21 protein-coding genes are annotated in these 25,400 nt (G+C 60.8%); 12 read left to right on the forward strand and 9 right to left on the reverse strand.

The annotated features are described in order from the left end of the window. Positions 1–14: 14 nt before the first annotated feature. Positions 15–542: a hypothetical protein gene (locus HDF10_RS18265; RefSeq protein WP_183815972.1), complete on the forward strand. Its 528-nt coding sequence runs from the start codon at positions 15–17 to the stop codon at positions 540–542. Between the two features lie 200 nt (positions 543–742). Then, positions 743–1,087 (forward strand): hypothetical protein, encoded by a 345-nt coding sequence (locus tag HDF10_RS18270; RefSeq protein WP_183815974.1) that lies wholly within the window; start codon positions 743–745, stop codon positions 1,085–1,087. 99 nt (positions 1,088–1,186) lie between these two features. Here HDF10_RS18270 and pdxS read toward each other — a convergent pair whose 3' ends face one another. Next, positions 1,187–2,140, reverse strand: coding sequence for a pyridoxal 5'-phosphate synthase lyase subunit PdxS (pdxS, locus tag HDF10_RS18275; protein ID WP_183815976.1), 954 nt, complete (start codon positions 2,138–2,140; stop codon positions 1,187–1,189). Between the two features lie 336 nt (positions 2,141–2,476). Next, positions 2,477–3,139, reverse strand: a complete 663-nt coding sequence (locus HDF10_RS18280; protein WP_183815978.1) for a leucine-rich repeat domain-containing protein — start codon at positions 3,137–3,139, stop codon at positions 2,477–2,479. A 175-nt stretch (positions 3,140–3,314) separates the two neighbouring features. Here HDF10_RS18280 and HDF10_RS18285 point away from each other — a divergent pair, with 175 nt between their 5' ends. Next, positions 3,315–4,034, forward strand: a complete 720-nt coding sequence (locus HDF10_RS18285; RefSeq protein ID WP_183815980.1) for a glycosyltransferase — start codon at positions 3,315–3,317, stop codon at positions 4,032–4,034. A 111-nt stretch (positions 4,035–4,145) separates the two neighbouring features. Here HDF10_RS18285 and HDF10_RS18290 read toward each other — a convergent pair whose 3' ends face one another. The 4 genes from HDF10_RS18290 to HDF10_RS18305 all read right to left on the reverse strand — a co-directional run bounded on the left by HDF10_RS18290 (position 4,146) and on the right by HDF10_RS18305 (position 8,400). Next, positions 4,146–4,682, reverse strand: coding sequence for a PaaI family thioesterase (locus HDF10_RS18290; protein ID WP_183815982.1), 537 nt, complete (start codon positions 4,680–4,682; stop codon positions 4,146–4,148). Positions 4,683–4,774: 92 nt separating this feature from the next. Continuing rightward, on the reverse strand, positions 4,775–5,152 hold the full coding sequence (locus HDF10_RS18295) for a VOC family protein (RefSeq protein ID WP_183815984.1): 378 nt from the start codon (positions 5,150–5,152) through the stop codon (positions 4,775–4,777). 93 nt (positions 5,153–5,245) lie between these two features. After that, positions 5,246–7,786: a RecQ family ATP-dependent DNA helicase gene (locus HDF10_RS18300; RefSeq protein ID WP_183815986.1), complete on the reverse strand. Its 2,541-nt coding sequence runs from the start codon at positions 7,784–7,786 to the stop codon at positions 5,246–5,248. Positions 7,787–7,896: 110 nt separating this feature from the next. Further along, positions 7,897–8,400, reverse strand: a complete 504-nt coding sequence (locus tag HDF10_RS18305) for an energy transducer TonB (RefSeq protein WP_183815988.1) — start codon at positions 8,398–8,400, stop codon at positions 7,897–7,899. A 107-nt stretch (positions 8,401–8,507) separates the two neighbouring features. Here HDF10_RS18305 and HDF10_RS18310 point away from each other — a divergent pair, with 107 nt between their 5' ends. From HDF10_RS18310 to HDF10_RS18350, 9 genes are all read left to right on the forward strand, one after another. Then, positions 8,508–9,518 carry a serine hydrolase gene (locus HDF10_RS18310; protein WP_183815990.1) on the forward strand — a complete coding sequence of 337 codons (1,011 nt, stop codon included), beginning with the start codon at positions 8,508–8,510 and terminating at the stop codon, positions 9,516–9,518. 120 nt (positions 9,519–9,638) lie between these two features. Then, positions 9,639–10,085 (forward strand): rhodanese-like domain-containing protein, encoded by a 447-nt coding sequence (locus tag HDF10_RS18315; RefSeq protein WP_183815992.1) that lies wholly within the window; start codon positions 9,639–9,641, stop codon positions 10,083–10,085. 136 nt (positions 10,086–10,221) lie between these two features. Then, entirely contained in the window at positions 10,222–11,814 is a 1,593-nt protein-coding gene (locus HDF10_RS18320) for a S10 family peptidase (RefSeq protein ID WP_260177989.1), read from the forward strand. A gap of 149 nt (positions 11,815–11,963) precedes the next feature. After that, positions 11,964–12,191: a hypothetical protein gene (locus HDF10_RS18325; RefSeq protein WP_020713518.1), complete on the forward strand. Its 228-nt coding sequence runs from the start codon at positions 11,964–11,966 to the stop codon at positions 12,189–12,191. Between the two features lie 126 nt (positions 12,192–12,317). After that, positions 12,318–13,463, forward strand: coding sequence for a 3,4-dihydroxy-2-butanone-4-phosphate synthase (ribB, locus tag HDF10_RS18330; RefSeq protein ID WP_183815994.1), 1,146 nt, complete (start codon positions 12,318–12,320; stop codon positions 13,461–13,463). Positions 13,464–13,813: 350 nt separating this feature from the next. Then, entirely contained in the window at positions 13,814–14,629 is an 816-nt protein-coding gene (locus HDF10_RS18335; protein WP_183815996.1) for a GAF domain-containing protein, read from the forward strand. Between the two features lie 135 nt (positions 14,630–14,764). Then, entirely contained in the window at positions 14,765–15,526 is a 762-nt protein-coding gene (locus HDF10_RS18340) for a hypothetical protein (RefSeq protein ID WP_183815998.1), read from the forward strand. A gap of 87 nt (positions 15,527–15,613) precedes the next feature. Then, the gene (locus tag HDF10_RS18345) at positions 15,614–16,342 is read left to right on the forward strand and encodes a DUF4440 domain-containing protein (protein ID WP_183816000.1); all 729 of its coding nucleotides are present in this window, start codon (positions 15,614–15,616) and stop codon (positions 16,340–16,342) included. Between the two features lie 32 nt (positions 16,343–16,374). Then, a complete protein-coding gene (locus tag HDF10_RS18350) occupies positions 16,375–17,313 on the forward strand; it encodes a DoxX family membrane protein (protein WP_183816002.1) in 939 nt (312 codons plus the stop codon). Here the strand turns inward: HDF10_RS18350 and HDF10_RS18355 are convergent. From HDF10_RS18355 to HDF10_RS18365, 3 genes are all read right to left on the reverse strand, one after another. Then, entirely contained in the window at positions 17,274–18,104 is an 831-nt protein-coding gene (locus tag HDF10_RS18355) for a response regulator (protein ID WP_183816004.1), read from the reverse strand. The two genes, HDF10_RS18350 and HDF10_RS18355, sit on opposite strands and share 40 nt — an antisense overlap. A gap of 118 nt (positions 18,105–18,222) precedes the next feature. Beyond that, the gene (locus HDF10_RS21245; protein ID WP_183816006.1) at positions 18,223–24,249 is read right to left on the reverse strand and encodes a choice-of-anchor D domain-containing protein; all 6,027 of its coding nucleotides are present in this window, start codon (positions 24,247–24,249) and stop codon (positions 18,223–18,225) included. Positions 24,250–24,351: 102 nt separating this feature from the next. Further along, positions 24,352–25,062, reverse strand: a complete 711-nt coding sequence (locus tag HDF10_RS18365; protein WP_311732817.1) for an HAD family hydrolase — start codon at positions 25,060–25,062, stop codon at positions 24,352–24,354. Positions 25,063–25,400 lie beyond the last annotated feature (338 nt).

Genomic DNA, 25,400 nt, shown 5'->3' on the forward strand with positions numbered 1-25,400 from the left:
GCAGGAGGCACCAAATGTCGCCACAAACTATCTTCCAAATCCATCTCGTTTTAGGTTATGTTGCGTGGTTGCTTTGTTTCAGCGTGTACATCCTGCCCAGACTCAGGTCGATGGAGCGGTTTGAAGCGCACCGGGCCATCGCGACTCTGCATAGCTTCCGCTTTTTCGGCCTCGTCTTTCTCCTCCCAGGCGTTGTCGGTCATCTGCCCTCTGGCTTTACTACGTACACCGCCTATGGCGACTTTGCGACTGGAGTGCTGGCCCTGCTGGCGCTTCTCACGGCAAGGGTGCGCCCATTGTTTTGGCTGTTCATCGTTGCCTTCAATCTCGTGGGCGTGAGCGATCTCTTCCTCGCCTACTACCACGCTGTCCGGCTCGGCCTTCCTGCGATGGCTGGAGAGTTGGGCTCCACCTATGCCATCCCGATTCTGTACGTGCCTCTGCTGATGATCACGCACGTGGTCGCTTTGTATTGGCTGGCGCGTCCGCAGTCCAAGGCCGCTCCGGTCCTCACGGGTGATGCGATTGCATCCCATGTGTGATCAACCACTCTCATTAACTGCCATTCCTGGAGAAACATCGGGATTTCAGTTTCTCTGAAAGACTTGTCCGGCAGGACAGCGTTGGGCGTTCTAGAGCGGATGGATTAGCCAAGTGAAGATCTGGCGTGGGATGCATCGTTTGGGGGATGGCCGCGGGGAGGCTGTTTCGCTATAGATAAGGGGTGCGAGTTCCTCGGGCCATGGTTAGTTCGTGCGTCGTGTTTTTGCTGATGGGTCTGTCCGCCGAGGCGTCGGTTGCGCCGCTGGTTCGACCGGACGCTGTGGCTGAGAGACGGATCGTGGCTGCGACGCCGCCGGAAGATGCGGCCGCAGTGCAGGCTAGTCTGCGGCGTGATGTTGCGGAGCATCCTGAGGAGTTCGTGGTGTTTCCGACTGCGGCAGGGGCGAGTCAGTTTATGGCGGAACATCGTTTTTCTGTCGAAATGGAGACCAGTGGCAGGATTCTGTCGCGTGGGGTGATGGGGTACTGGCAGGGGAAGACGATTGTGGTTTTGCCCTGGGAGCCGATTAGGAACTTTCAGTAAAGAGCTTGTCCTGCCGGATGGGCCCACTACGCGTGGGGCGGCCACTTCGTGGCGTGTATACCGCTTCGCGTGGTCCTCCCGTTGGTCGGGGGAGACTATTTACCAGCCTCTTGTTTGCATCAGGTCCTGCTCTTCGATGGCTGCTGCTGCTAGACCCTTCATGGAGCCTATGACCGCTTCGCTGGCTTCGGCTACGATCTTGGGGTCGTTGAAGTGAGTGGTGGCGATGACGATGGCGCGGGCGCGGCTGACAGCCTCTTCGCGCTCCTTCGGGTCGTTCTCGACGTCGAGCGGAGTGGCGCGCTCCTTCATGAAGATTCCTGAGCCAACGAAGACGGTCTCGGCGCCTAGCTGCATCATGAGGGCTGCGTCGGCTGGAGTGGCGATGCCGCCTGCGGAGAAGTTGGGGACGGGGAGCTTGCCGGCTTTGGCGACCATGCGGACGAGCTCGTAGGGGGCGCTGTGGACCTTGGCTGCGTTATAGAGTTCTTCGTCGCCGAGGACGGTGAGGGCTTTGATCTCGCGGACGATCTGGCGCATGTGTTGGACTGCGTGGACGACGTCGCCGGTGCCAGGCTCGCCTTTGGTGCGGATCATGGCTGCGCCTTCGGCGATGCGGCGGAGGGCTTCGCCGAGGTTGCGTGCGCCGCAGACGAAGGGCGTCGTGAAGGCGTGCTTGTCGATGTGGTAGGTTTCGTCGGCGGGGGTGAGGACTTCGGACTCGTCGATGAAGTCTACGCCGAGATGCTGGAGGACCTGGGCTTCGGCGAAGTGGCCGATGCGGGCCTTGGCCATGACGGGGATGGAGACGGCGGCGATGATCTGCTTGATGAGTTTGGGGCTGGCCATGCGGGCGACGCCGCCTTCGGCGCGGATCATTGCGGGGACGCGCTCGAGTGCCATGACGGAGATGGCTCCGGCCTCTTCGGCGATGCGGGCCTGTTCGACGTTCATGACGTCCATGATGACGCCGCCTTTTAGCATCTCGGCGAGGCCGAGCTTGAGGCGGAGGGACGGGGAGCCGAAGTTGCCGTTGGTGGTGTGGTCTGCCATGGTGTCTCCTTGTTTCTTGGGCGATGCGCGGTTTCTTGTGGCGGTGCGCGGCGGTGGGCGCACGATGCTGCGGGATTGTCCGCGAGGATTCTAAGTTTAGCAGCTTTGGAGTCCTGCCGGACGGGCCCGCTACGCGCGGAGCGGTCACTTCGTGACGCGTGTACCTTGTTTGGGTGGGATGAGCGGCTTGGGTCCTCGCGATGCTCGGGCAGACCAGCGGGAGGATCTATGGTGCTGATCCTGCCGAGACCGATATACGCGTCACGAAGTGACCGCCCTCCGCGCAGGAGGCCCGTCCGGCAGGACGATGCGGTTAGCCGATCAGTCTCAGCGCGTCTAACGGTATACCGCGCAGCCTCGTGCTTCGAGATCTGCTATCCATGCACACTCTTTCAGCGTCGTGACCCAGCGTAGATCCAATTTCTCTAGTCGAGGGAGTTGGGCAATGGCAGCGGGCAGCTTGGTGAGCGGATTGCTGCGGAGATCGATCTGACGGAGCTCGTGCATCAGGCTGATGGAGTCAGGCAGCGTGCTCAGCTTATTGTTTCTGAGGTGGAGCTCGCGGAGATGGGAGAGGCGTTCGATGGAGACGGGCAAGGACTCGAGTGAGTTGTCGGAGATGCGAAGCTCCTGCAGGCGAGACATTCCGGTGACGCACTCTGGCAGGACATGAAATGCGTTCTCGCTCAGATTGAGGTAGCGCAGGTGCGTCAGGCTGGCGAAGGAGTCGGGCAGCGAACTTATGCGATTGTCGTGAAGGTAGAGAAAGTCGGTGAGGCTGGGTAGGTCGCCGATCTCGCGGGGCACTTGGCTGAGTTGGTTGTGGCCTAGATCGAGCATGCGAAGCTTGGTAAGACGGCGGATTTCTCCGGAGATTTGGGTGAGGACGTTGTCGGCTAGAACCAGGGTTTCGATCTCGGTTTGTTGCCAGACGGAGTCGGGCACCACTCCGAGTTGCTGCTTCCATAGGTTTAGATGGAGGGCTGGGGAGGTTGGCATGTGATCGATCTTAGCTTGGTCTTAGCGCGATCTTAGTTCGTCGGCGGTGTTGTCTAGTTTGGGGCGGTGGGGGTGGATTTGACTGAAAATTCAACTGCAATTTATCAGGACAACAGGGTTGCGGGCTCAAGCTGCGCTTACGGGGCGGTGTGTGGGCCTCGACGGAGGCCTCTGCATGGTTGGTGAACTGACGATTGTGATTCCTGCGAAGAACGAAGTGGCGATGTTGCCTAAACTGCTGGAATCTCTTTGCCGACAGGACTATACGGGGATGGCGCAGACGCGGGTGCTGGTGGCGGATGCGGGTTCGACTGACGGGACGGTGGAGGTGGCGCTGGGCTTTCGCGACCGGCTGGCGGTGGAGGTGGTGAAGGGTGGGCTGCCTTCGGTTGGGCGGAATGCCGGAGCTAAGCTGGCGACTACGAAGTATGTGCTGTTTCTAGATGCGGATGTGGAGCTGCCTGAGCCTACGCTGTTGCGCCGGGCGCTTTGGCGGATGGAGCGGCGGGGATTGCACCTGGCTACGACGAATATTGCCTGCCGGCAGGGGAGTCTATTCGACGATCTGCTGTATGCGGGAAATAACCTGATGCAGAGGGTGGGGTCGTTTACGAAGCCGTTCGCTACGGGGATGTTTATGCTGTTTGACCGCGAGGTTTTTTGGGCGCTGGGTGGGTTCAATGAGCGGGCTCTGTTTGCGGAGGACTATCTGCTGTCGAAGGGCGTGGCGCGGCAGCGGTTTCGGATTGTGCGGGGGCGGGTGCTGACGACGAACCGGCGGTTTCAGAAGCTGGGACACTGGCGGATGGTTTGGATGTTCTTTAAGACGATGGTGCATACGTGGGATGAGGAGTACTTTCTGGAGGATCAGGGGTACTGGGGTGAGGCTGGGTAAATGTTGTCCTGCCGGACGGGCCTCCTGCGCGGAGAGCGGCCACTTCGTGGCGGGTGTACCGGTCTTGGTAGTTCAACTGCTTCAGGTTCGGCCGTTGGCCGACTTGGACTGTTAGGTTTCGGCTTGGGCTGCCAGGCCTGCGGCTAGGAGCTTTTCGTCAATTGCTATGAAGAGGCCCTTGCTGCGGGCCAGGACTGTGCCGTCCGGGAGCTGGATCTCGCCCTGGTGGAAAAGCTTGCGCCCGGGGGTGCCGTCGTCCTTTTCTGGGCGGCTGAGATGGCGGCCTATGAGGACTAACGGCTTGTAGAGCGGTACGGGGCGGAGATAGTCGATCTCCATGTGACGGGTCATGGCGAGGACGTTGAGGGGGCGGTTGAGCTTGCTCATGGCCTCGTCGAGGAGTGCGGCTACGATGCCTCCGTGGATGTGGCCCGGAGGGCCCTCGTGCATGCGGTCGAGCTGGAAGTGGCAGGTTGCGGTGATGGCCTGGGGGTTGGAGGTGTCGGTGGTGAAGCGGAGATGGAGGCCCTGAGGATTGGCGGGGCCGCAGCCGAAGCAGTGGTTAGCGCGCTCGTCGATGGTCGGGTTGCCGTCCATGGAGACGGGGGTGTGGCGGGCGTCGTCGGGGAGGGTTGTGTCTTCGCTCATAGATCGACCTGTGCTTCGGACGTTAGCACAGGGAAGGGTGAAATGAATAGTCATTCATTTTTCCAACGAACCTGCGTTGTCGCCAGCAATTGTTATCTGGAGCTGGGTTCGCCAACGAAGACGAGGCAATCGTTCGGGTCGGAGATATGAAACTCGGTCATGCCGTAGTCGCGGTCGAAGAGGTCTCGGATGCGGTAGCGGTCTTTGAGGGTCTTTACATGCTCCCAGAGCGGGTGGATGTTGGAGACCTCGAGATAGATCTCGGTGTGGCCGCGAACGCATTGCATGACCTCGTCGGAGGCTGCCTTTTGGAGGTGAATGGTTTGGCCGTCTCGTTCGACGATGGAGTACTCAGGGGAGTGCATGGTGAGGGTGAAGCCGAGGACGTCGCGGTAGAACGCGAGAGTCTCATCCATGTCGGCGACGGCGAGCATGGGGCTGATGCGTCTTACTGTGGTTGTTGATGACATTGGCGCCTCCGTGCGACGGCTTTCGCGGCTTAAGACAGGGTGCCATAGAGCACAATATGTGACGGCAGAGTCCGGTTATTTTTTCCAGTATTTTCAGGTCGTGCAGACAGAGAGGATTCCGGGGCCGAACTTTTCGATCTTGTCGAGGCCGAGACCATGGACGGATTTTAACTGCGTGAGGTTTTGGGGGTGAGCGAGGACGATGTTGCGGAGGGTGGTGGAGGCGAGAACGAAGAAGAGAGGGAGGCCGAGGCGTTCGGACTCGGATTTGCGCCACTCGCGGAGGCGCTCGTCGAGTTGCTGCTGCTTGGGCGTGAGGGAGTCGGTGGGTTCTGGGGTGGTGCGTTGGCGATGGAAGGTTTCGGTGGCGGTAGAGGTTGTGCCGCTCAAAACAAAATGCGGGGGGCTCTCCACTCCCCCTTCGACTCGCTTCGCTCGCTCAGGGTTCGGTCGAGATGACGATTCTTTGAAGGAGTGAGGGACAAGAACAGCAGACGAGCTGCGGGGATTGGAGGAATCAAGGATGCCGCTGTCTGTAGCCGCTTTAGTGGCTGCTTCGGAGCGGCAGAGAGCGATGATTGTGGCGCCGTGTGTGTCGGCGATGCGTGGGCCGATTCCTGGGAGTTGCAAGAGTGATGGAAGGGTGGTGGGGCGAGTGAGGACTATCGCGTTGAGGACAGCGTCGGAGAAGACCATGAAGGCCGGTTTGCCGGTTTTGGCGGCTTCGGCTTTGCGCCAGTCGCGGAGGTTAGACTCGAGGATTTTTTGCGCCGGGGTGTAGGTTGCGGTGGTTTGGTCGCGTCCGGCTTTGAGGGAGGTTTTGCGAGGGCGGGGGCCGGTGTTGGGGACGTTGCTTTTGCCGCTGCGGAAGCGGGTGCGGGACGAGGAGGTAATGGATGCGGTGGTCTCTTTGAGGAGGAGGTCGGGTGGCAGGGGGCCGGTGAGGGTGCGGCCTTCGTGGGTGAGTGAGGCTTTTTTGTAGGTGATTACGTTGCCTTCGGGGTTGGTCCACTGGTCGGTGTTGAGTGTGATGAGACCGGAGCGGGTGAGGGCATCGAGGAGAGTGTCGAAGACTTTGCGGTCGGCGGCCGGCGTGTTGCGTAAGGGGCCGGTGGAGAGTTCGGTGTGGAGTTTTCCGGTGGCACGGGTCTGTCCGTCGAGTGCGCAGACGATGGCGCGGAGTTGACGCTCTTCTTCTGCGGTGGGCGGGCGGAAGGTTTGGGCGGTTGCGCTCTGCGGTGAGCAGAAGTCGCAGTGGCCGCAGGGACGGAGGCCGTCGGCGGTGTCGCCGAAGTGTTGGATGAGGGCGGCCATGCGGCACTGGGCGGATTCGGCGAACTGGACCATGCGGTCGATCTGGGAGCGGCGGAAGTTGATCTGGTCGTCGTAGCCTTTGCGCCAGGCGGCGCTGCGGGGAGCGTCTTCGGCGGCGCGGACGTTCCCGGCCATGTCGATGTTGGCTGCGCCCTGAGCGATGAGCTTTTCGACGGCTTTGTCGAAGGTCTCGGCATCCATTTTTAGGCGTTGGCGGAGGAGGTCGGGCATCTGGTAGTCGTCGGAGAGGAGGGCGGCGACGCGGGTGAGATCGGTGATGGCGGGGTAGTCGCGCTCAAGGAAGAAGTCGTGCATCTTGCGGTCGGCAAAGGAGTGGAGGAGCACGGTTCTCGAAGGCTGGCCATCGCGTCCGGCGCGGCCTATCTCCTGGTAGTACTGCTCGACGGAGCCGGGGAGTGCGGTGTGGACAACGGTGCGGACGTCGGCTTTGTCGATGCCCATGCCGAAGGCGATGGTGGCGACGACTACTTCGAGGTTGCCTGAGAGAAAGTGGCGTTGGACGCGCTCGCGTGTGGCAGGGTCGAGGCCTGCGTGGTAGGCGGCGGCAGATCCGCCTAGTGTGGAGGCGAGTTCTTCGGCGGCTTTGCGCGAGGGTGCGTAGACGATGGCGGGACGGTTGGATTTTTCTTTGAGGAGATTGGCGGTGAAGTCGTTGCGGCGGGGCTTGGAGAGTTCGACGACTTCGATGGCGAGGTTGTGGCGGCGGAAGCCGTGGATGAAGAGGTCGGGTTGGGTGAGTTTGAGTTGAGTGATGATGTCGCGTTGAACGGTGGGCGTGGCTGTGGCGGTGAGGGCGATGACGGGGGCAGGGCGAAGGGCAGGGAGGAAGTCGCCGAGGGTGCGGTAGTCGGGGCGAAAGTCGTGGCCCCAGGCGGAGATGCAGTGGGCCTCGTCTATTGCGATGAGGGATGGCTTGCGGCGGGCGAGCATCTCGGGGAAGTTGGGGACGCGCATGCGCTCGGGTGCGATGAAGAGGAACTGAAGGGTGCCGTCGAGGTAGTCGCGGCAGGCTTGACGGGCTTCGTCGCGGGAGAGGCCGGAGTGGATACGGGCGACGCGGAGGCCGGCGGCGGTGAGCTTAGTGGCCTGGTCGTCCATGAGGGCGATGAGGGGGGAGATGACGAGGGCGGTGCCCCCGCGGGCGATGGCGGGAAGCTGGTAACAGAGGGATTTTCCTGCTCCGGTGGGCATGACGAGAAGGACGTCACGACCGTCGGTGGCGGCTCGGCAGACGGCTTCTTGATTGGCACGGAAGGATTCGTGGCCGAAGGTTTTGTGGAGCAGGGAGGTAAGGTTCATCAGCTAGATCGAGTTTCGCATAATCTTCGCGTGAGGGCGAAGTGACTTGTGAGGAACTCGAGGTGGACAGCTTGAGTCCTGAAATGGAGTTACAGGTTCGTGAGAAGGAGCTAGAAAATCATGAAGTTAACTTCGACCGTCATCCGATACGGAACAGGTGTACCGCGGTAGGTTGCGGGAGTGAACCGATACTGTGGTACGACTCTGACAGCATTTTCATCGAGGGTGAGGGCTGCTTCTCGTTCCTTCATGGGCACGGTATCAGCGATCGACTTCGCAACGTGTATATCGGTAGTGGTGCCGTCGGTGCGGACGATTAGAGAGACAACGCAGTTGCCATGAATTTTTTTCTTTCTCGCCTTCTCGGAGAACTCTGGCTCGACGGAGAAGATGAGCTTCGGAGGCGCAACTCCGTCTCCAGCGTGATAAATGCCGAAGAAGTCTGGATTGGGGAGCGGCTGTTTGGGATTTGCTTGTGGGTCCGGTTTCTTGCTCTGCGCGGACGATGCGGCGGGTGGAGCTTGTTGCGAGAGGGCCGAGGCTGGGTTCGCGAAGATGGTTGGAATCGTGAGTCCGATGAGGAAGGATATGACGCTGAGCTTTGTAGCGGCCATAATTTGTGGTCCGAAATCAGAGAGAGAGTACCATGTATCCCGAATCCAAATGTTGTCAAATTTTCAGATCCAGATAGGCACTCGCGGTGCGAGTGGGAAGGAGGATTATGTTGAATTCGCGGCGGGAGTTTCTGGTGAAGAGTGCAGCGGCGGTCGGGACGATGCAACTGGCGCGGCCTGCGATGGCTGTGGAGGATAAGACTTCGCCGGATGCGATTCTCTCTTTGTTCAAAGGGCTTCCGGGAGAGGTGGCGGTTAAGATCTATGCTCCGGCGGCGAATGGGAAGCCGGAGTTTCTGGTGGAGTCGAACTCTGCGAAGACGTTGTTTGCGGGGAGCGCGATTAAAACTTTCATTCTGTGTGAGGCGTTGCGGCAGGCGGACGCGCCGGAGGTGGTGCAGACGTTGAAGTCTCAACAGCTGAGTCTGGATGCAAGTGTGTGGACGTTAGACAGCGCGATGTTCAACCCGCCGAACCTGATCGGGAAGGTCTCGGAGAGGACTGCGCTGGAGGCCATGATCATGCATAGCGACAACACGGGAACAGATATGTGTTTGAAGCATGTTGGCCCGGAGAGGGTTCGGGAGTTTGTTGCTTCGGTGGGATTGAAGAGCTGCATGATCCCTGAGAGCACGCGGTCGCTCTTCGGATATCTGCTGGGGGCTAAGGACTACAAGAGTTTTAGCTGGGAGGAGTTGGGAGCGGCGGCGAATGCATCGATGGTGAACCTGCCGATGAACGATGTGCAGACGATGGCTTGTTCTGCCGATGATTTTGTGTCGTACTACTCGCGAGCTATGCAGGGGAGATTCTTCAAAAATAAAGAGACGCTGAATGAGTTTCGCAGGATTCTTTCGTTGGGGGACGCGATCTGGCTGCTGCCGCTACCCTTGGGAGTCAGCGCGTTTGTGAAGGGTGGAAGTATCGACGTTCCGGGGTTTCACGCACTTTGCGCACCGGGGGCGATGTTGTTTGACGAACGGTGGGTGTACTTCTGCGTGACGATCAACTGGGAGTCGAAGGCTGTGTCTGACCCTGCGACGGCGGGGGCCTTCGCATCTGCTGCCAGCCACGCACTTTCTCTGGTGAAAGAGAAGCTGTCGGCCTGTGCGGGTTGATGGAGATAGATGCGGTTCTCTGGAGGAGCTGTTGGGGTAAAGGCCCGGCTGGAATTTCCCGCATCTTTTGCGGCAACGAAATGATCAGATAATACTAAAGGGCGCGGTGGAGGAGGCAGTATGTATCTGATTGCGATTTGCGTGGTTGGGTTCTTCGTTCTGTTGTTCGGCTTCCTACGGATCAGGCAACTGCGGCGGAGGCGTGAATTGGAGGAGCACAGCATCGAAGCGGATGCGCTTTACGATCTGCTCGAAAAGAATTCGGAGATTCTGCTGTTCGATGTTCGTCAGCCGCTTGACCTGCTGGCGCACTCGGAGATTATTCCTGGAGCGAAGAGGATCCCGCCGAAGGAGGTGCTGGAGCAGGCTACGCTGATTCCTAAGGAAAAGGACTCGGTGATCTACTGCACCTGCGTGAGCCAGAGCACGAGCCGGATGATCCTTGAGAGAGCTTTGGCGCTGAACTTTACGAAGATCAAATTTTTGAAGGGCGGGCTGGATGCGTGGAAGGCGAAGGGGTATCCGGTGGAGAGATACACTACGCCGTTTCATCTTGATACGGCGTAATAACACCGAAGTATTAGCTCCGTGCAGGAAGAATTGCAGCTTTGTGAGGGCGGTCGAGAAGGTATGATGATCGCGTCCGCAAAGCTGCAATTTATTTTTGGACCGTGCAGATTGATAGCGCACCCGGAGACGTGAGTTGACTCAGGCTGAGGCTTCGAAGTTTTTGCTGGTATCTCGAATACCATGCGCTGTTGTATTGGGGATGGTGTTGATATCGGTGCCTGCGCTTTCGCAGACGCCGGAGAGCAAGGCGAAGGCTGCGGGTGATGCGGACGCGAAGAAGGAAGAGGCGAGTGTGCCTATTCCTGCAGAGACGAGTTCGGTGACCAAGCATGAGTGGGCTGCGGGCGGGCGGTTGGTTCACTACACTGCGACCGCGGGAAATCTGCTGATACGGGACGATCAGGATAAAGCGAATGGGAGCATCTTCTATGTGGCCTACACGGAGGATGGGGTGGAGGCGAAGAGCCGGCCGGTGACTTTTTTCTATAACGGTGGGCCGGGTGCGGCGACGATCTGGCTGCATATGGGATCGTTTGGGCCGATACGCGTGGTGACGCAGAGTCCGGAGGCTACGGGACCTGCGCCGTTTGAGTGGGTGCAGAATCAGTACAGCCTGCTGGACAAGAGCGACCTGGTATTTATCGATGCGCCTCTGACGGGGTATTCGCGTGCCGTGGGGAAGGGGATGGTGAAGGACTTCGCTGGGACCGATCAGGATATTACGGCGTTCAAGAAGTTTATCGTTCGGTACATTACGGCGAATCAGCGATGGAACTCTCCCAAGTTTTTGTTTGGAGAGTCGTATGGGACGACGCGGTCGGCGGGGCTGGTAAGCGCGCTCGAGAACGATGGGATCGAGTTCAATGGTGTGACTCTGCTGTCGTCGATTTTGAACTACAACCGGCGTAGTCCTGGGTTGGACTATGAGGCGATCGGGTATATGCCTTCGTTCGCTGCGATCGCTTATCACTATAAGAAGGTGAAGACGACGCTGAGTCTGGCTGATTGGGTGGAGCAGGCGAGAGTGTTTGCGCGGGGGCCTTATGCGGAGGCGTTGCAGCAGGGGGACAAGTTGCCGGCGGCGGAGTTCGATGCGATGGCGGTGAAGATCGCAGCGATTACGGGGCTGAGCGTGGAGTATGTGAAGGAGGCGAAGCTACATGTTTCGGCGACACGGTTTCGCAAGGAGTTGCTGCGCGAGGACCAGCGGACTTTGGGCCGGTACGATGCACGGTTTATGGGATGGGATCCGGATTCGGCGGGGGAGAATCCGGGTTATGACCCTTCGGACACGGGGATCAGCGGGGTGTATGTCGGGGCGTTTCATGAGTACGTTCAGAAGGAGCTGAAGTATTTTAGCCAGGAGCCTTACTACACCTCGGGGCCTGGACTGAATGAGGGCTGGGACTTCAAGCACAAGGCTCCGGGCGCAGGACCCGGGAGGGCGGGGGAGCAGACTGCGCCTGATGTTGCGGTGGATCTGGCGGATGCGATGCGGAAGAATCCTAAGCTTCGGGTGTTTTCAGCGAACGGCTACTTTGACCTGGCTACGCCGTTTTTTTCAACGGAGTACGACCTGAGTCATATGGATCTGCCGGAGAAACTGGTAAATAACGTGCAGTTTGGTTACTATCCGGCGGGACACATGGTCTATCTGAATGTGGATGCGTTGAAGGAGATGAAGGCCGATCTGGCGAAGTTTTATGGGTTGGCTCAGCAGCGCTAACCCTTTGAGAGACAGGGGTTTTGGCATGGCGAATGCATGCGGCAGGCTTGCTTTTGCCGTGTAAATGCCTTAGAATGAAGGTTGCGTTTATTTCCAGAGCTTCTAACGCGAAGTGCGGAATCAAATATTGAAGAGGTACTGAAAAAGATATGGCAAAGCGTCGTGGAAATCCCAACTGGGGCAAGCCTGAGCCGATCGGGCCGGTTGTTCCAACGGTAACATCGTTCGAGCAGGTTGTGAAGGAGTTCAAGCTCACGCCCGACCAGTACATTCGCTCGACCCGGCTTCGTGAGTGGGCCCGCAGAAACAAGAACTCGAAGTACATTCCTGAGGCTCTGCTTGAGGCATGGGGATTCGAGATCGAGTCCACGCTGTAAGTGTTTGTTTGAATTTTGTCATTCGATTGTAAAAAGAGGACGCTGCCCGTTGCGGGTGGCGTTTCTTTTTTGCGACGGACGTAAGATGGGATGCGTCGAAAGAGTTGCAGGTGGAAGGCGGGGACTATGTTTGCTGACGTGGCGGAGGCGGTAGCGGAGATCAAGGCGGGCCGGATGGTGATCGTGGTGGATGACGAGGACCGCGAGAACGAGGGCGACCTGACGCTGGCTGCGGAGTTTGTCACGCCGGAGGCGATCAACTTTATGGCGAAGTATGGCCGCGGGTTGATCTGCCTGACGCTCACTGAGGAGCGTGCGGACTATCTGCGGCTCGGGCCGATGACACAGGAGAATACGTCGCGGTTCGGGACTGCGTTTACGGAGAGCATCGAGGCGCGCGAGGGTGTGACGACGGGGATCTCGGCTGCGGACAGGGCGCATACGATCAAGGTGGCGATCGATCCTCGGTCTACGGCGCATGATCTGGCGCGGCCGGGGCATGTGTTTCCGCTGCGGGCGCGCAAGGGTGGCGTGCTGGTGCGGGCAGGGCAGACGGAGGCTTCGGTGGATCTGGCGCGGATGGCTGGGCTGGTGACTGCTGGGGTGATCTGCGAGATTATGAACGACGACGGCACGATGGCGCGGGTGCCGGACCTGGTGAAGTTCTGCGCGGAGCATGGGCTGAAGATGGTGACGGTGGCGGATTTGATCCGTTACCGGTTACAGAATGAGCGGTACATCCATCGGGTGGCGGAGTCGGTGATGCCTACGGCGCATGGGGAGTTTCGCATGATCGCCTATGAGAGCGAGGTGGATGGTGGGGAGTCGCATATTGCGCTGGTGTTTGGCGATGTGAGTGGCAAGGAGCCGGTGCCGGTGCGGGTGCATACGCACTGCCTGGCGGGGGATGTTTTTGCTACGACGCTGTGCGATTGCAGGGCGGTGGTGGAGGAGTCCTTGAAGATGATTGCGCAGGCTGGCAAGGGGGCTCTGGTGTATCTGCACAATGGGAGCGCGGGTTTCGGCGTGGACAGGGGAGTTACGCCGGCGCGGATTGTGCTGCATCGGGAGCAGCGGGCTCGGGAGGGAAGCGAGGACCGGGCGCATAGAACGCTGCGGCAGGTGGGGCTAGGCGGGCAGATTCTGTCGGATCTGGGGATTCACAAGATTCGGCTTCTGACCAATACACCGACGCATGTGCCGGCGCTGCAAGGGTTCGGGATCGAGATTGTGGAGCAGGTTCCGGTGTCGATCGAGACGGTTCGGCGGTAGGTTTTCCAGAAAAAAATGACGGCGCGGCGGGCTGAGGGAAACTGCGCTTTATGGGCGTTTTTGAGGGGTGGTTTGGGAAAAAGCATGTTTTGGACGTGGTGTTTTGGTGGTGAAGATGTGGTGGAATGCGTGGAGGATGTGGTGATTTTGCTGCGTGATTGTTAGCTCCCGAAAATACGCCACGCTGGGGAAGATTTTTTCGTAAGTTTTTTTGTGGGATGTGGAGTACTATCTCCACTACCTTCCCAAACAGTATGATTGGTGCTCAGGTTTCGAGCGAACTGATTAATATGGTTGTGATTATGTCTGATATCTGACATATGGGCCCACTGGGACAGGAAGGGTTTGAGATGAGCGCGTTTACTTCGACGGCAGTGGACACTGGTCTAGAGGTAGTCGACCTCTTCGAGGACGCTTCGTTTGGGAGCAGACGGCTGCATGAGCGCGATGTTGCGATGCAGATGGAGGGGATGCATCGGCTGGCGCGTGCCTTTTTGGAGAGCCCTGACACGATTCTGCAGGAGCTGGTGAATGCGGCAGTGGAGCTGTGCGGCGCTGACAGCTCGGGGATCAGCATCGAGCGCGAGAATAAGACCGACGCGGAGTTCTATGAGTGGGTGGCGACGGCGGGGGAGTATGCGGGTTTTCTGAATGCGACGCTACCGCGAAGTCCAAGTGCGTGTGGGATCTGCCTGGAGCGCGGGCGACCACAACTGTTTCGCGTGACGCAGCGGTTCTTCGACCTGATGGGGATTGAGGCGCCTACGGTGACCGATGGCATTCTGCTGCCGTGGGAGGTGGAGGAGACGCGCGGAACGATCTGGATCATGGCGCATGGCCGGGGCGAGGCGTTTGATGGGAACGATCTTCGCATGATGCAGATGCTGGCGAACTTCGCAGCGATGGGGGTGAGACAGCAGCGGCAGCAGAAGCTGCTAATGGAGCAGGCCATCCATGCCGCGGCTGCGGGAATGGCCAATGAGCTTGCACACCGGATCAACAATCCGTTGCAGAGCATTACGAATATTGTTTATCTGGCGGGTGCGGGCGAGCCCCCTCTGGACGCGAAGACGCTGGCGGAGGAGCTGGCAGAGCCTATTCAGCGGCTGTCGATGCTGGCGGGGAAGCTGCTCTCGCTACCGAGGATGGCTATTCGTCCGAAGTGAGTGGCCGGGGCGCGAATAGTTTTGGACTGCCTGTCAACCTGAAGCGCGGTGACAGACAGCCTTGCAGGTTCTGATTTGCCGGAGTGCGATTCGGGAGGATAATGGCTACGCCTTCGAGCAAGGAGGAGAGCCGTGATGAGTCCAGTTCGCTTTGAGAGAGCAGCTTTGTATGGGTTGCTGATTGGCATTGTCTTCTCTGCTGTTGGGATGGCTCAGCTGATGCCCGCGCCGCCGCAGGTGCCTCAGATTCCGCAGGGGCCGCCGCCGCCGCCGAGCATGCCGCCGATGCCGTCGGACTCGCAGATTCCGCAGGGGCCGCCGACGGATGTGCCGCAGCAGAGGCAGCAACAGCAGGATCAGGAGCGAAGGAATAACCAGCAGGGGTCGGCGGGGTTTCTGGGGGCGTGGTGCGCGCAGGGCGATCCTTCGAAGCAGGCTTCGATCAGCAGCAATGGGCCGATGCTGAATCTGACGAATGAGAGTGGAAGCACCTCGATTGGGAATCTGCAGGGGAATAATCAGATTGTCGCGCCGGAGTGGCAGTTTGTGACGGGTACGCTCAGTGGAGACGGCCGGCAGATCAACTGGTCGAATGGGACGTTTTGGGCCAGATGTTACGGAGGCGGTGGCGGTGGCCGGTATCGAACGCCCAACCTGAATGGAAACTGGTATCCGAATGGTAATCGATCGTTGCAGTGCTCGATTCAGCAGCGACGGGGAAATCTGACTCTGCAGAACGAGAATGGGGACAGGGCGACTGGATCGTTCGACGGCAAGTGGAGTGTGACGACGAACTGGCAGGGGACGAGGATCTCCGGGACGATAAGCAGGGATGGGACCCGGATCGATTGGAGTAACGGGACGTACTGGAGTCGGTATCGGCTTTACGGCCAGTAGGTCGATCTATTTGCAGAGGGAACTCTGAGCTTTGGGCGGCGTACTTATCAACCAGAGTTGGATGGGTGTTGTCTGAAGGAGAGTGACATGAAGCGAGGTCTGATTGCTTCGTTGGCCGTGGCTGTCTGCGTGTGCCCGGCGGCACGTGGAGTGGATATAGCGAAGATTACAGAGGTGGAGCTGGTTCAGCGAACGCAGGAACTATACGATGCAGTTGGCCCTGGGAATCAGGCGCCATGGAAGAGGTATGTGGCGGACGATGCGATGTTCTTCGACGAGAAGGGCAGGGCGATGGATAAGCCTGCGTTGATGGAAGATTTGCAGCCGTTGCCTGCGGGCTATAGCGGTACGATTCTGGTGGTGCATCCGAAGTCGCGGTTTGCGGCGAATGTTGCGGTGCTGAGTTACGACTGCGACGAGGTGGAGACGGTGTTTGGGCGGGAGCTGCATGCTCGCTATCACTCGACGGATACTTGGTTGTATCGGAATCAGGCGTGGCAGATTGTTGCGAGCCAGACGTTGCGGTACTACGAAGACCCGGCTGCAGGAGCGGTTGCGGAGGCGATGCTGAACGACTATGTGGGTGTTTATGAGTTGGCTCCTGGAAATGTGGCCACGGTGACGCGGCAGGGTGGTGAGCTGTATGCGCAGCGTAACTCGGGAAAGCCTTATCAACTTTTGCCCGAGTCTCCGGATATGTTTTTTCGCGCGGGAGTGGAGGGGCGTCGGCTGTTTCATCGGGATGCTTCGGGGCATGTGGACATGATGATCGATCGCAGGAACAACGAAGATCTGCTTTGGAAGAAGATTCGATAGTGCTCTGAAATTTGGATAGGGAAGAGGTGTTTGTGCCGCCGAGTTCTAATGCCTGGATATGTGCTGCGGGAGTAGTCGTTCTTGTTATTGGGTTGGTTGCTGCGAGAAGAGAGTTGCGGGCGGCTGCGGGGCTGGACAAGCTTGTTGCTGCTGCGAGAGTGTTGTTTGCGGCACCGTTGGCGGCCTTTGGGGTGGAGCATCTGGCCCTCGGTCGGGTGATCATTGGGGCTGTTCCTGTGTGGATGCCGGTGCGTTTGTTCTGGGTGTACTTCGTAGGCGTTGCGTTGATTGCTGCGGCTTTTAGTCTGGCGCTTGGGATACGTGTTCGTTCGACTGCGACGCTGCTTGCGATCATGTTTCTTCTATTTGTGCTGATGATCCATGTGCCGAATGCGGTGGCGCAGGTGCACGACAGGATCATCTGGAATGTGGCGTTCCGGGATCTTAGTTTTGGTGCGGGAGCGCTGGCGCTTGTGGGATCTTTGGGGAGTGGGTCGGGGATTCGAGAGTCAGGGGATCGTGCGGAGAATGCATTGGTGTGGATTGGGCGGGTGATTGTTGCTGCTGTGTTGATGGTGTATGGCGTGGAGCAGATACTGTATCCGCAGTTTGCGCCGGGGGTGCCTTTGAGTAAGTTGACGCCGCCGTGGGTGCCGGGGCCTCATGTGTGGGCGTTACTGACGGGGCTCGTTTGTATTGGGGGCGGAGTGGCGATATTGATTCGGAGATATTGCCGCACCGGGGCGACGGCGGTGGGTTTGGTGATGACTCTGCTTACGCTGTTTCTTTATCTGCCGATTCTGCTGAGCTCGTCTGGGGCGGCGGCGGTGTTGGAGGGCGCGAACTACGTTTGGGATACGTTGCTGTATGCGGGGGCGGTGTTGCTGGTGGCGATGGGGGCTCCGAGGGAGAGCCGTAACGACCGGGTGGCCTACGCGGGAAGCGCGTCGACGATTGATTCAGCGAGGTAACTCTTCATCGCCTGACCTAGTTGTGAATCGATCTCGTCGGCGATGGTCATGACTCCGATCAGCACTACGCTGAAGTCAATGTTCGCGAGGTTTTTCTGTAGGGTGTTGAAGACGCTGACCTGGAGGATGCGCGACTCCTCGACCATCATGGCAGCGGTATAGCCCTGTTTGCGACGGGCGGTACCGTGCTCTGCGGCTGCTGTCGAGAGGAGCTCTTTGCTGCCAAGGACCTTTGAGGAACGGAGACGCAGGACGAGATCCTGAAAGACCTGAGGGAGATGGCCGGAGCGTAGTTGGAACGTCATTGGAATTGTCATCAACAGCTCTTCTTTTTGTACGAGTTCGTACCAGTCGCTGATGGTACTGTCGGCGGAGCGTTCGAGAATGGTGGCGACACTTTCGACGATGCGGGCACGAGTGGGGCCGGCGGCGAGCCGCTGTTTGATGGCATCCACCAGCATGTTTACGTCCATTGGCTTGACGAGAATCTCGTCGGTCTGGAGCAGGATCGCCTGGGCCGCGGCGTCCATATGGGGGAACGAACTGAGCAGGATGGTGACGGCTTTTGGGTTGGCATGACGCATGGCGCTGACGACAGTGAGGCCGTCTCCCGCACCGGGCATATGAAGGTCGCTGAGAAGGACGTCGAAGAGCTCGGAGCTGATGTGCTTGAGAGCTTCGGTCACGGTTGAGGCGACGGTTACGTCAAAGCCGTGTTTCCTCAGAATGATGCTGAGAGTTATCCGAATCATCTCGTCGTCGTCGACTAGTAAAAGCTTCGCAGGCGCCATCGTTTTCCTTCCAAGAGCGCGCAAAGAACCGAAGCTCGCGAACGTGGGACATTTTCTAGTGTACTCCTATGTGCTCTGGCTGACATAGGGCAGTGGAACGAGAGGGTTTGTCTGCGGGCTAGTGGGCGGTGACGATGAGGTTTAGGATTACGGTCTGGCTTAGCTGGACGCCGGTGGTGGAGCTGGCGGTGACTTGATACTGGTAGGTGCCGGGTGGGGTAAAGCGGAGGTTGGGGTCGGTTCCGCTTCTGCCGCAGCCGGAGATCCAGAGGGTGGGGATTGCGAAGAGGATCGCAAGCAGGAGCAGGCGGGGGAGGGGCTCCTTTTGTGGGCTGCGGTTTTTAGTGCCGGTTTTGGCGCGGGCCTTCGCGTTCCAGAAGAAGAGGAGGGGAATGGGGAGGAGGCAGAGGAGGGTGCGGCTGCGGGCGTTGCTTTGCGCGGTGGTGGGCGGGATGTACTCGGCTACGGTGTTGAGGTTGGCGATGGAGTTTTGGGCGGCTCCGTTGAGGGTGATGCTGGAGGGGAGCAGAGAGCAGGTGGCCCAGGCGCCGGGGTTGACGGGGGTGCAGTTGAGGATGACGGTGCCCGCGAAGCCGGATTGGGGAGTTAGCTGGAGGGTGTAGTTGGCGGCGTGCTGGCTGGGGATGGTGAGGGTGGCGGAGGGGCCTCCGTTGACGGTGAGGGTGAAGGCGCCGCTCGAGACTCCGTTGCCGGTGAGGGGGACGTTGAGGTTTTCGAGGCCGGTGTTGGGGTCGGTGGAGGTGATGGCGCCGGTGCGCGAGCCAAGGGCGGTGGGGGCGAAGGTGACGGTGATCTGGCAGGCGATGCCGGGGTAGAGCGTGGAGGCGCAGGGGACGGAGATGGCGTAGTCGCCGGTGATGGTGAGGGCGAGGTTGGTGATGGGGGCGGTGCCGGTGTTGGTGAGGGTGATGGTCTGGGCGCCGGAGGCTCCGAGGGCGATGCTGCCGAAGTTGAGGGTCGAGGGGACGGCCTGGAGGTGGGACTGGATGCCTCTTCCGGTGAGGGGGTATTCGATGGGCAGGGTCGAGGCGGAGGAGCGGATGGAGAGCAATCCGCCGATGGTCGCGGTGGTGGTGGGGGTGAAGGTGACCCGTTCGGTGCAGCTGGTGGAGGGGGCGAGGGTGTTGCCTTCGGTGGGGCAGTCGCCGGTGGCGGTGTAGGGGCCGATGGCGGAGATGGTCTGGATGGCGATGGGGGCGGTGGTGATGTTGGTGATCTGGACGGGGAGGGTCGCGGACGTACCGATCTGGACGCTGCCGAAGTTGAGGGTGAAGGGAGAGAAGTTGAGGGGAGATGGATTGGCGACGCCGAAGAGGGAGATGAATTCGAGAGCGGTGCTGGAGTCGGAGTTGATCTCGAGGGCGGAGATGCGGTTCGAGACGGAGTTGGGGAAGCTTGCCTGAGGGGTGAAGCTGATGTTGAGGACGCAGCTGGTGGAGGGGACGAGCGCGGCGCCGATGCAGTTGCTCTGAACGGTGAAGTCCGGCATGGGCCGAAAGCCCTTGATGTTGATGGTGGTGGTGCCGGTGTTGGCCAGGGTGACGGTCTGGGTGTCGCTCTGGTCGCCTACCTGGGTGGCGGGGAAGGTGAGGGAGCTTTGGGAGAGGGCGTAGGAGACCAGGGGGGCGGTGTTGCTGGGCGCGGCTACGGTGATGGGGGCGGCTTGGCCGGTGAGGGTGAGGAGGTCGGGGCCGGTGAGGGCGTCGCTTTCGATGAGGAGGGTGCCGGAGTCGGGTGTGGCGGGGCCGGGGCTGGTGGCGGTCTGGTTGAGGGGGGTGTAGGTGAGGGTGGCGGTGCAGCTTACGGTGGGGGGCAGGGTGGCGCCGCAGAGGGTGGAGGTGATAAGGAAGGGCCACTGACTGGTGAGTCGGCGGATGGTGAGGGGTGTGGTGCCGGTGTTGGTGAGAGTGACGGTCTGGGTGGCGGTTTGGCCGGAGGAGACCTGGCCAAAGTCGAGGACGGTCTGGCCGGGGATGATGTTGCCGGAGATCTTGAGGGTGGCGGGGCCGATGCCGAAGCCTTCGACGTAGCCGAGGCCGTTGAGGGTGGCGGAGCCGTCGGTGGGGGTGCCCTGGGCGAAGAGGGTGCCCGTAATGTCACCGTTGGTGAGGGGGAGGAAGGTGACGTTGAAGTTGCAGGAGGCGTTGGGGGCGAGGGCGGCGCAGGCGGGGCCGTTGAGGAGGAACTGGCGGGGGAGGGCGATGTTGAGGGCGAGGGATTTGGCGGTGAGGTTGGTGATGGTGAACTGGCGGGTTCCGCCAAGGGTGGTAGTGGGTGTGGCGGCGAAGTTGGCCTGGGCGGGGAGGATCTGGAGGCCGGCGCTCTCGGTGGTGTAGGCGCCAGAGAGTGGGACGGCGTAGGTGGCGAGGCCGGTGGCGGAACTGGTGACGGGGATCTGGAGGGTGTCTGTGACGGTGGCGGTGGTGGGGAGGAAGGTGACGGTGATGGTGCAGGCGGCCGCGGGGGGGAGGGTGGTGCAGTTGCTGACGGAGGTGAAGCTGGTGGTGGCGTTGGTGGGGGTGCCGATCTGGAGGGTGGCGGCGCCGGTGTTGGTGAGGAGGATATTTTGCTGGGTGGCGGTGGGGCCGGGGACGTTGTTGTAGATGAGGGCGGTGGGGTTGAGGGCGAGGCCGGGGTCAGGTGAGGCGAAGCCGGTCAGGGTGGCGGTGATGGGGCCGGAGGAGGCCTCTACTGTGAGGGTGCCGGTGCGGCTGCCGGTGGCGGTGGGGGCGAAGAAGACGTTGAAGAAGCAGGAGGCGTTGGGAGCGAGGAGACCGCTGCAGGGGGAGCCGCCGGTGGGGAGATTGCTTACGGCGAAGTTTCCGGTGAGCGTGGGTGCTGTGAGGGAGACGGGGATGGTGGTGAGGTTGGTGACGGTGAAGAGGGTGGGGGCGCTGGTGCTGTTGACGGGGACGGTGCCGAAGTCCTGCGTGGTGGGGCTGAGGAGGACGCCGGAGAGGGCGATGCCGGTGCCGGTGAGGGTGAGGGGGGATGGGGTGCCGGAGGCGGAGGAGGAGAGGGTGACGGCGGCGGTCTGGGAGCCGGGGGCTGAGGGGGTGAACTGCACTCCGAGCCAGCAGTTGGCGCAGGAGCCGGTGAAGGAGGAGACGAAGGCGGAGGTGGGGGGTTGGCCGTGGCCGAAGCCGATGTCTTCGACGAGGATGGCTTTGAAGTCCGGTGCGGTGGTGGTGGCGGTGAGGGTGGTGAAGGGGGAGGTGATCTTGTACCACTGGACGGCGGGCTGGCCAACGGGGACGCTGCCGAAGACGAGGGTGTTGTTTGGCGCGGTGACGATGGCGGAGCCGGTACCGTTGAGGGTGACGTAGGCGGGGGAGGAGCTTCCGGCGGTGACGGAGAGGAGGCCCTGGCGGGTGCCAGGTTGCGAGGGGGCGAAGGTGAGGACGACGGTGCAGGTGGCGTTGCCGGCGAGGGTGCCGGGGCAGTTGGTGGCGTCGGTGAAGTCACCGGTGAGGGTGAGGGCGAGGGGGAAGGCGACGGGGCCGATGTTGCCGATGGTGACGGTCTGGGTGGTGCTGGAGGTGGTTGTGACGGGCACGGCGTTGGGGAAGGTGATGGTGGCGGGGGTGAAGGTGAGGTTGGGGTTGGCGGATTGGCCGATGCCGGTGGGTTGGGGTTTGGTGGTGCCGGTGATGAGGACGGTGAGGCCTTCATCGAGAGTGAGGGTGGTGGAGTCGGCTGAGGGGGCGACGGGGGATTGGTAGTTGATCTCGAGCTGGCAGACGGTGTGGGGGTTGAGCGTGGAGGGGCAGCGGTTGGTGAGGGTGAAGGGTGACGCGAGAGCAACTGGGGTGTGGGTGACGGCGTTGGAGGAGTTGTTGGAGAGATAAAGGTAGCGGGGAAGACGTGTGCCGGGCTTGCCGCCGACGCCGGAGGGCGTGCCGAACTGGGTGCCGAAGTCGATCTCCATGGCGGAGAGGTTGAGGTCGGTGGGTTGGGTGTAGGCGGTGAGGAGGAGGTTGCGGGAGGCGATGGTCGAGTAGGCGTTGATGAAGCTTCCGGTGGCGGTGGCAGGGGTGTTGAGGGCGATGGTGAGGTGGCAGGTTCCGCTGGGAGGAAGGGTGTAGTTGTTGGGCGATGTGGCAGGGGAGCAGTCGGTGGACTGCTGCGTGAAGGTGTACTGCGGGGGAACCGTATTGAAGATGCCTGTGTAGGAGGGGAAGGTCTGGGGTTGCTGGCTGAGATTGCTGATGGTGACGGTGCGCGTTGTGGCTGGGCTGGAGGCGGTCTGGATGCCGAAGTCTAGTTCTATAGGGGAGAAGACGATTGGATTTGGCGCAGTGCTGGTGGCCGGTAGGGTGGCTGTTTGTGCGGTGGCGTTGCTGGCTTGCGCGGTGACGGTGCCGGGGTTGCTACCGGTGCTGGTGAGGGCTATGCTGCACTCGGCACCGGGGGCAAGGGTGGTGGGGCAGTTGGTGGCGAGGGTGAAGTTGGTTGCGGTGAGTTGGAGGTTGGTGGCGGCGAGGCTGCCGAGGTTGCGGAGGGTGAGGTTGGGGGAGTCGTCGGTGGAGAGGGCAAGGCTGGCTGCGGCGGTGACGGGGTTTAGTTTTGCGAGGTAGGCGGCGGAGCCGGAGCAGAGGCTACTGTTCGTGCAGGAGCCTGCGGGGAGCGTGGCAGAGCGGAGGGTGGAGGGGAGTGCCGGGGTCGGGCTGCTGACTAGAGACAGGTCGTAGGTTTCGGTGGCGAGGAGGCTGGCACTGGCGGTGGGTGAGACGCTACCAGCGAAGGTGGGTTGGCCGGTGGAGTCAACGGTGAGGCCGGTGAGGGTGACTGGAGCGCTGGCGAAGGCGCCGACGGTGATGGGCAGGCCGCCGAAGCGGATGGTCTGGTCGATGGTGTCCTGCTGCGTGAGGCGGAGGGCGTAGCTGTTGCCGATGTCGGAGAGCGGAGTGAGGGGGAGGAGCCAGGCGGGATTGCTGCCGGTTGCGGAGACCCACGCTGCGCCGGAGGGTGCGGGTACGACGGAGGATTGGGTGCCGGGGGCGAGGAGGTCGGAGGTGAGCAGGGTGCTCCCGTCGAGGGAGAGACGGAGGAGGGTCTGGTAGTTGGTGTTGACTAGGGGGTAGGAGACGGTGGCGATGGGGAACTGGCCGGGGGCGATGGAGCCGGTGAGGAGGAGATTTTGGGTGGTGGGGTCCTGCGGCGAAGGAGCGATGACGAGCGACGAGATGCCCGGGCCGGGAATGAAGGTGGAGAAGACGATGCCGTCGCCTGAGGGGGTGAGCTTGGTGAGGAAGCCGGAGGTGGCGGAGAGGAGGTCGGGAATGATGGCCGCGAGGGTGGGGTAGCCGGTGGAGGTGGTGTAGCCGGCGATGTAGGCGTTGTCGTTGGCGTCGGCTGCGATGGCGGCAGGGGCGGTGTTGCCGTTTTGGCCGCTGAGGTAGGTGGCGTAGAGGAGGGTGGTTCCGGTGGTGTTGAACTTTTCTACGAAGCCGTTTTGCAGCGAGCCGGAGGCTGGGGACTGGATGATGCCGGAGGGTGTGACGGGAAGCGCGGAGCCGAAGATGCTACCGGTGAGGAAGACGGCGTCGGCGGTTGCGGCGATGGCGGAGGCTGCGGTGCGGGGGCTTCCGGCGTAGGTGACGAAGAGCACATTCAAGTTTTGGTCGAATTTGCCGATGTACGAATTAATGGACGTGTCGTTCGCGTTTGGAGTAGCGCTGGGAAAGGCTGCGCCGGAGGTGGTCGAGAGAGTGCCGGAGATTGTGGTGCCGGTGAGGTAGAGGTTGCCCGAGGGGTCGAGTGCCATGGCGAGGCCGATGTCGCCGCTTGAGCCGAGATGAGCTTGAGCGAGGATGTTGGTCGCGGTGGGATCGGTTTTGAGGAGGCGGATGCCGTCGCCCTGGTCGAGCAGGAGGTAGAGGTTGCCGGAGGCGTCGGATTGGATGGCGTTGAACTGGGCGTAGTGCGGGTTGGCGGGATCGGAGTTTGAGGAGCCGAGGAGGCCGGTGAAGAGGAGTTGCTGCGGACCTGTGGTCGGTGTGGCGGTCTGAGCTTCGATCTTGGCTTCGATTTGGGGGGGCAAGGGTAGAGAAGCGAGAAGGAAGAGAGCGATGACGCCGCAGAGACCGGCACGTACACGTCGGAGAGAGAGCGGTGTCTTCATATTTGTTGGCTGCGGGCGGTACGCTGGTGCAGCCTGACCTTAAATATTCCTTGCGTTGGGGCTGTTTGAGTGGAGAAATCTCGACGATACGTTACCGAGGTACTATAGCTTCCCGTTTTGGGAGTCCGTATGCCGCTCAAGTTGTAGGAGGTAGTCGAGGCCTCGGGCTTTCATCTCGCGCTCGAATGCTGAGTGGCTGGAGTACTGGATGGCCTGCATGCCGGCGGCGAGCGCTGCGGTGATGTTTTCTTCCTTGTCGTCGATGAAGAGGATGTGTTCGGGAGGTGTCTGAAGGCCCGCGGCGGCGTGTTGATAGATCTCGGGCTCGGGCTTGGCACGATTGACGGCGTGGGACCAGGTGTGATGGTCGAAGGATTCGATCCATGCGTGTCGGGCGCGGAGGCCTGCCTCCATGGCGTCGGGCATGTTGGAGAGGATGCCGGTGCGGATGCCGGCGCGCTGGAGCTGGTCGACCCAGGCGAGCATGGGAGGGTTGAGGGTGGACCAGAGGTCCGTGTCGGCGGCGATGAGCTGGGCTAGCTGCGTGGGCGTGATGACGATGCCAGCGCCTGCGGCGACGGTGTGCCAGAAGGATTGGGCGTTGAGGTCGCCGCGGTCGTAGGCGTGGCGGTGCGCCCAGTACTCGCGGTGGAGGAGTTCTTCGCTGAGGCCGGTGATGGTGAGGAGGCGGGTCCAGGCGGTGGAGTCAGGTTCGCCGGAGAGGACCATGCCGTAGTCGAAGAGGACTGCATGGATGGGTGTCATCGGCAGGGGTAGTAGTACTCGCTGGGTGGCATGGTGTGAGGGTAACACCGGGTTTGCTTTGCCTGCAGGCTCGTGGGGATGACGGATTGAGTACAGCGGCGAGTGCAACTCGTGACCGCAACAGCAGACGCGGATTCGCTCCAGGCATGACAACGAGAAGGCAACGGCAGCGAGATGCGGGTGGCTATTCTCGCGATGTGAAGATGCAAAATGCACTTTGTCGGACGGAAGCTTAAGTGGGGCTTAAGACTTTGTTGTTATTGTGTGTATTTATGCGTGCTGCTGATGCGGATATGTTGAAAGCAGGCGAGATAACTCACAGGTTGACCTGACATTCACCTTCTGTTGACTGGCTCTTAACTTGTTCCGGCTAGTGTGAAGTTTCA

The sequence above is a fragment of the Tunturiibacter empetritectus genome (assembly GCF_014201375.1).
Taxonomy (GTDB): Bacteria; Acidobacteriota; Terriglobia; order Terriglobales; family Acidobacteriaceae; genus Edaphobacter; species Edaphobacter lichenicola_D.

Bases quoted from the DNA above. Each gene is read 5' to 3' on its own strand.
- HDF10_RS18265 (WP_183815972.1), top strand. From the start codon at position 15: ATGTCGCCACAAACTATCTTCCAAATCCATCTCGTTTTAGGTTATGTT.
- HDF10_RS18270 (WP_183815974.1), top strand. From the start codon at position 743: ATGGTTAGTTCGTGCGTCGTGTTTTTGCTGATGGGTCTGTCCGCCGAG.
- pdxS (WP_183815976.1), bottom strand. From the start codon at position 2,140: ATGGCAGACCACACCACCAACGGCAACTTCGGCTCCCCGTCCCTCCGC.
- HDF10_RS18280 (WP_183815978.1), bottom strand. From the start codon at position 3,139: ATGCCAACCTCCCCAGCCCTCCATCTAAACCTATGGAAGCAGCAACTC.
- HDF10_RS18285 (WP_183815980.1), top strand. From the start codon at position 3,315: ATGGTTGGTGAACTGACGATTGTGATTCCTGCGAAGAACGAAGTGGCG.
- HDF10_RS18290 (WP_183815982.1), bottom strand. From the start codon at position 4,682: ATGAGCGAAGACACAACCCTCCCCGACGACGCCCGCCACACCCCCGTC.
- HDF10_RS18295 (WP_183815984.1), bottom strand. From the start codon at position 5,152: ATGTCATCAACAACCACAGTAAGACGCATCAGCCCCATGCTCGCCGTC.
- HDF10_RS18300 (WP_183815986.1), bottom strand. From the start codon at position 7,786: ATGAACCTTACCTCCCTGCTCCACAAAACCTTCGGCCACGAATCCTTC.
- HDF10_RS18305 (WP_183815988.1), bottom strand. From the start codon at position 8,400: ATGGCCGCTACAAAGCTCAGCGTCATATCCTTCCTCATCGGACTCACG.
- HDF10_RS18310 (WP_183815990.1), top strand. From the start codon at position 8,508: ATGTTGAATTCGCGGCGGGAGTTTCTGGTGAAGAGTGCAGCGGCGGTC.
- HDF10_RS18315 (WP_183815992.1), top strand. From the start codon at position 9,639: ATGTATCTGATTGCGATTTGCGTGGTTGGGTTCTTCGTTCTGTTGTTC.
- HDF10_RS18325 (WP_020713518.1), top strand. From the start codon at position 11,964: ATGGCAAAGCGTCGTGGAAATCCCAACTGGGGCAAGCCTGAGCCGATC.
- ribB (WP_183815994.1), top strand. From the start codon at position 12,318: ATGTTTGCTGACGTGGCGGAGGCGGTAGCGGAGATCAAGGCGGGCCGG.
- HDF10_RS18335 (WP_183815996.1), top strand. From the start codon at position 13,814: ATGAGCGCGTTTACTTCGACGGCAGTGGACACTGGTCTAGAGGTAGTC.
- HDF10_RS18340 (WP_183815998.1), top strand. From the start codon at position 14,765: ATGAGTCCAGTTCGCTTTGAGAGAGCAGCTTTGTATGGGTTGCTGATT.
- HDF10_RS18345 (WP_183816000.1), top strand. From the start codon at position 15,614: ATGAAGCGAGGTCTGATTGCTTCGTTGGCCGTGGCTGTCTGCGTGTGC.
- HDF10_RS18355 (WP_183816004.1), bottom strand. From the start codon at position 18,104: ATGGCGCCTGCGAAGCTTTTACTAGTCGACGACGACGAGATGATTCGG.
- HDF10_RS21245 (WP_183816006.1), bottom strand. From the start codon at position 24,249: ATGAAGACACCGCTCTCTCTCCGACGTGTACGTGCCGGTCTCTGCGGC.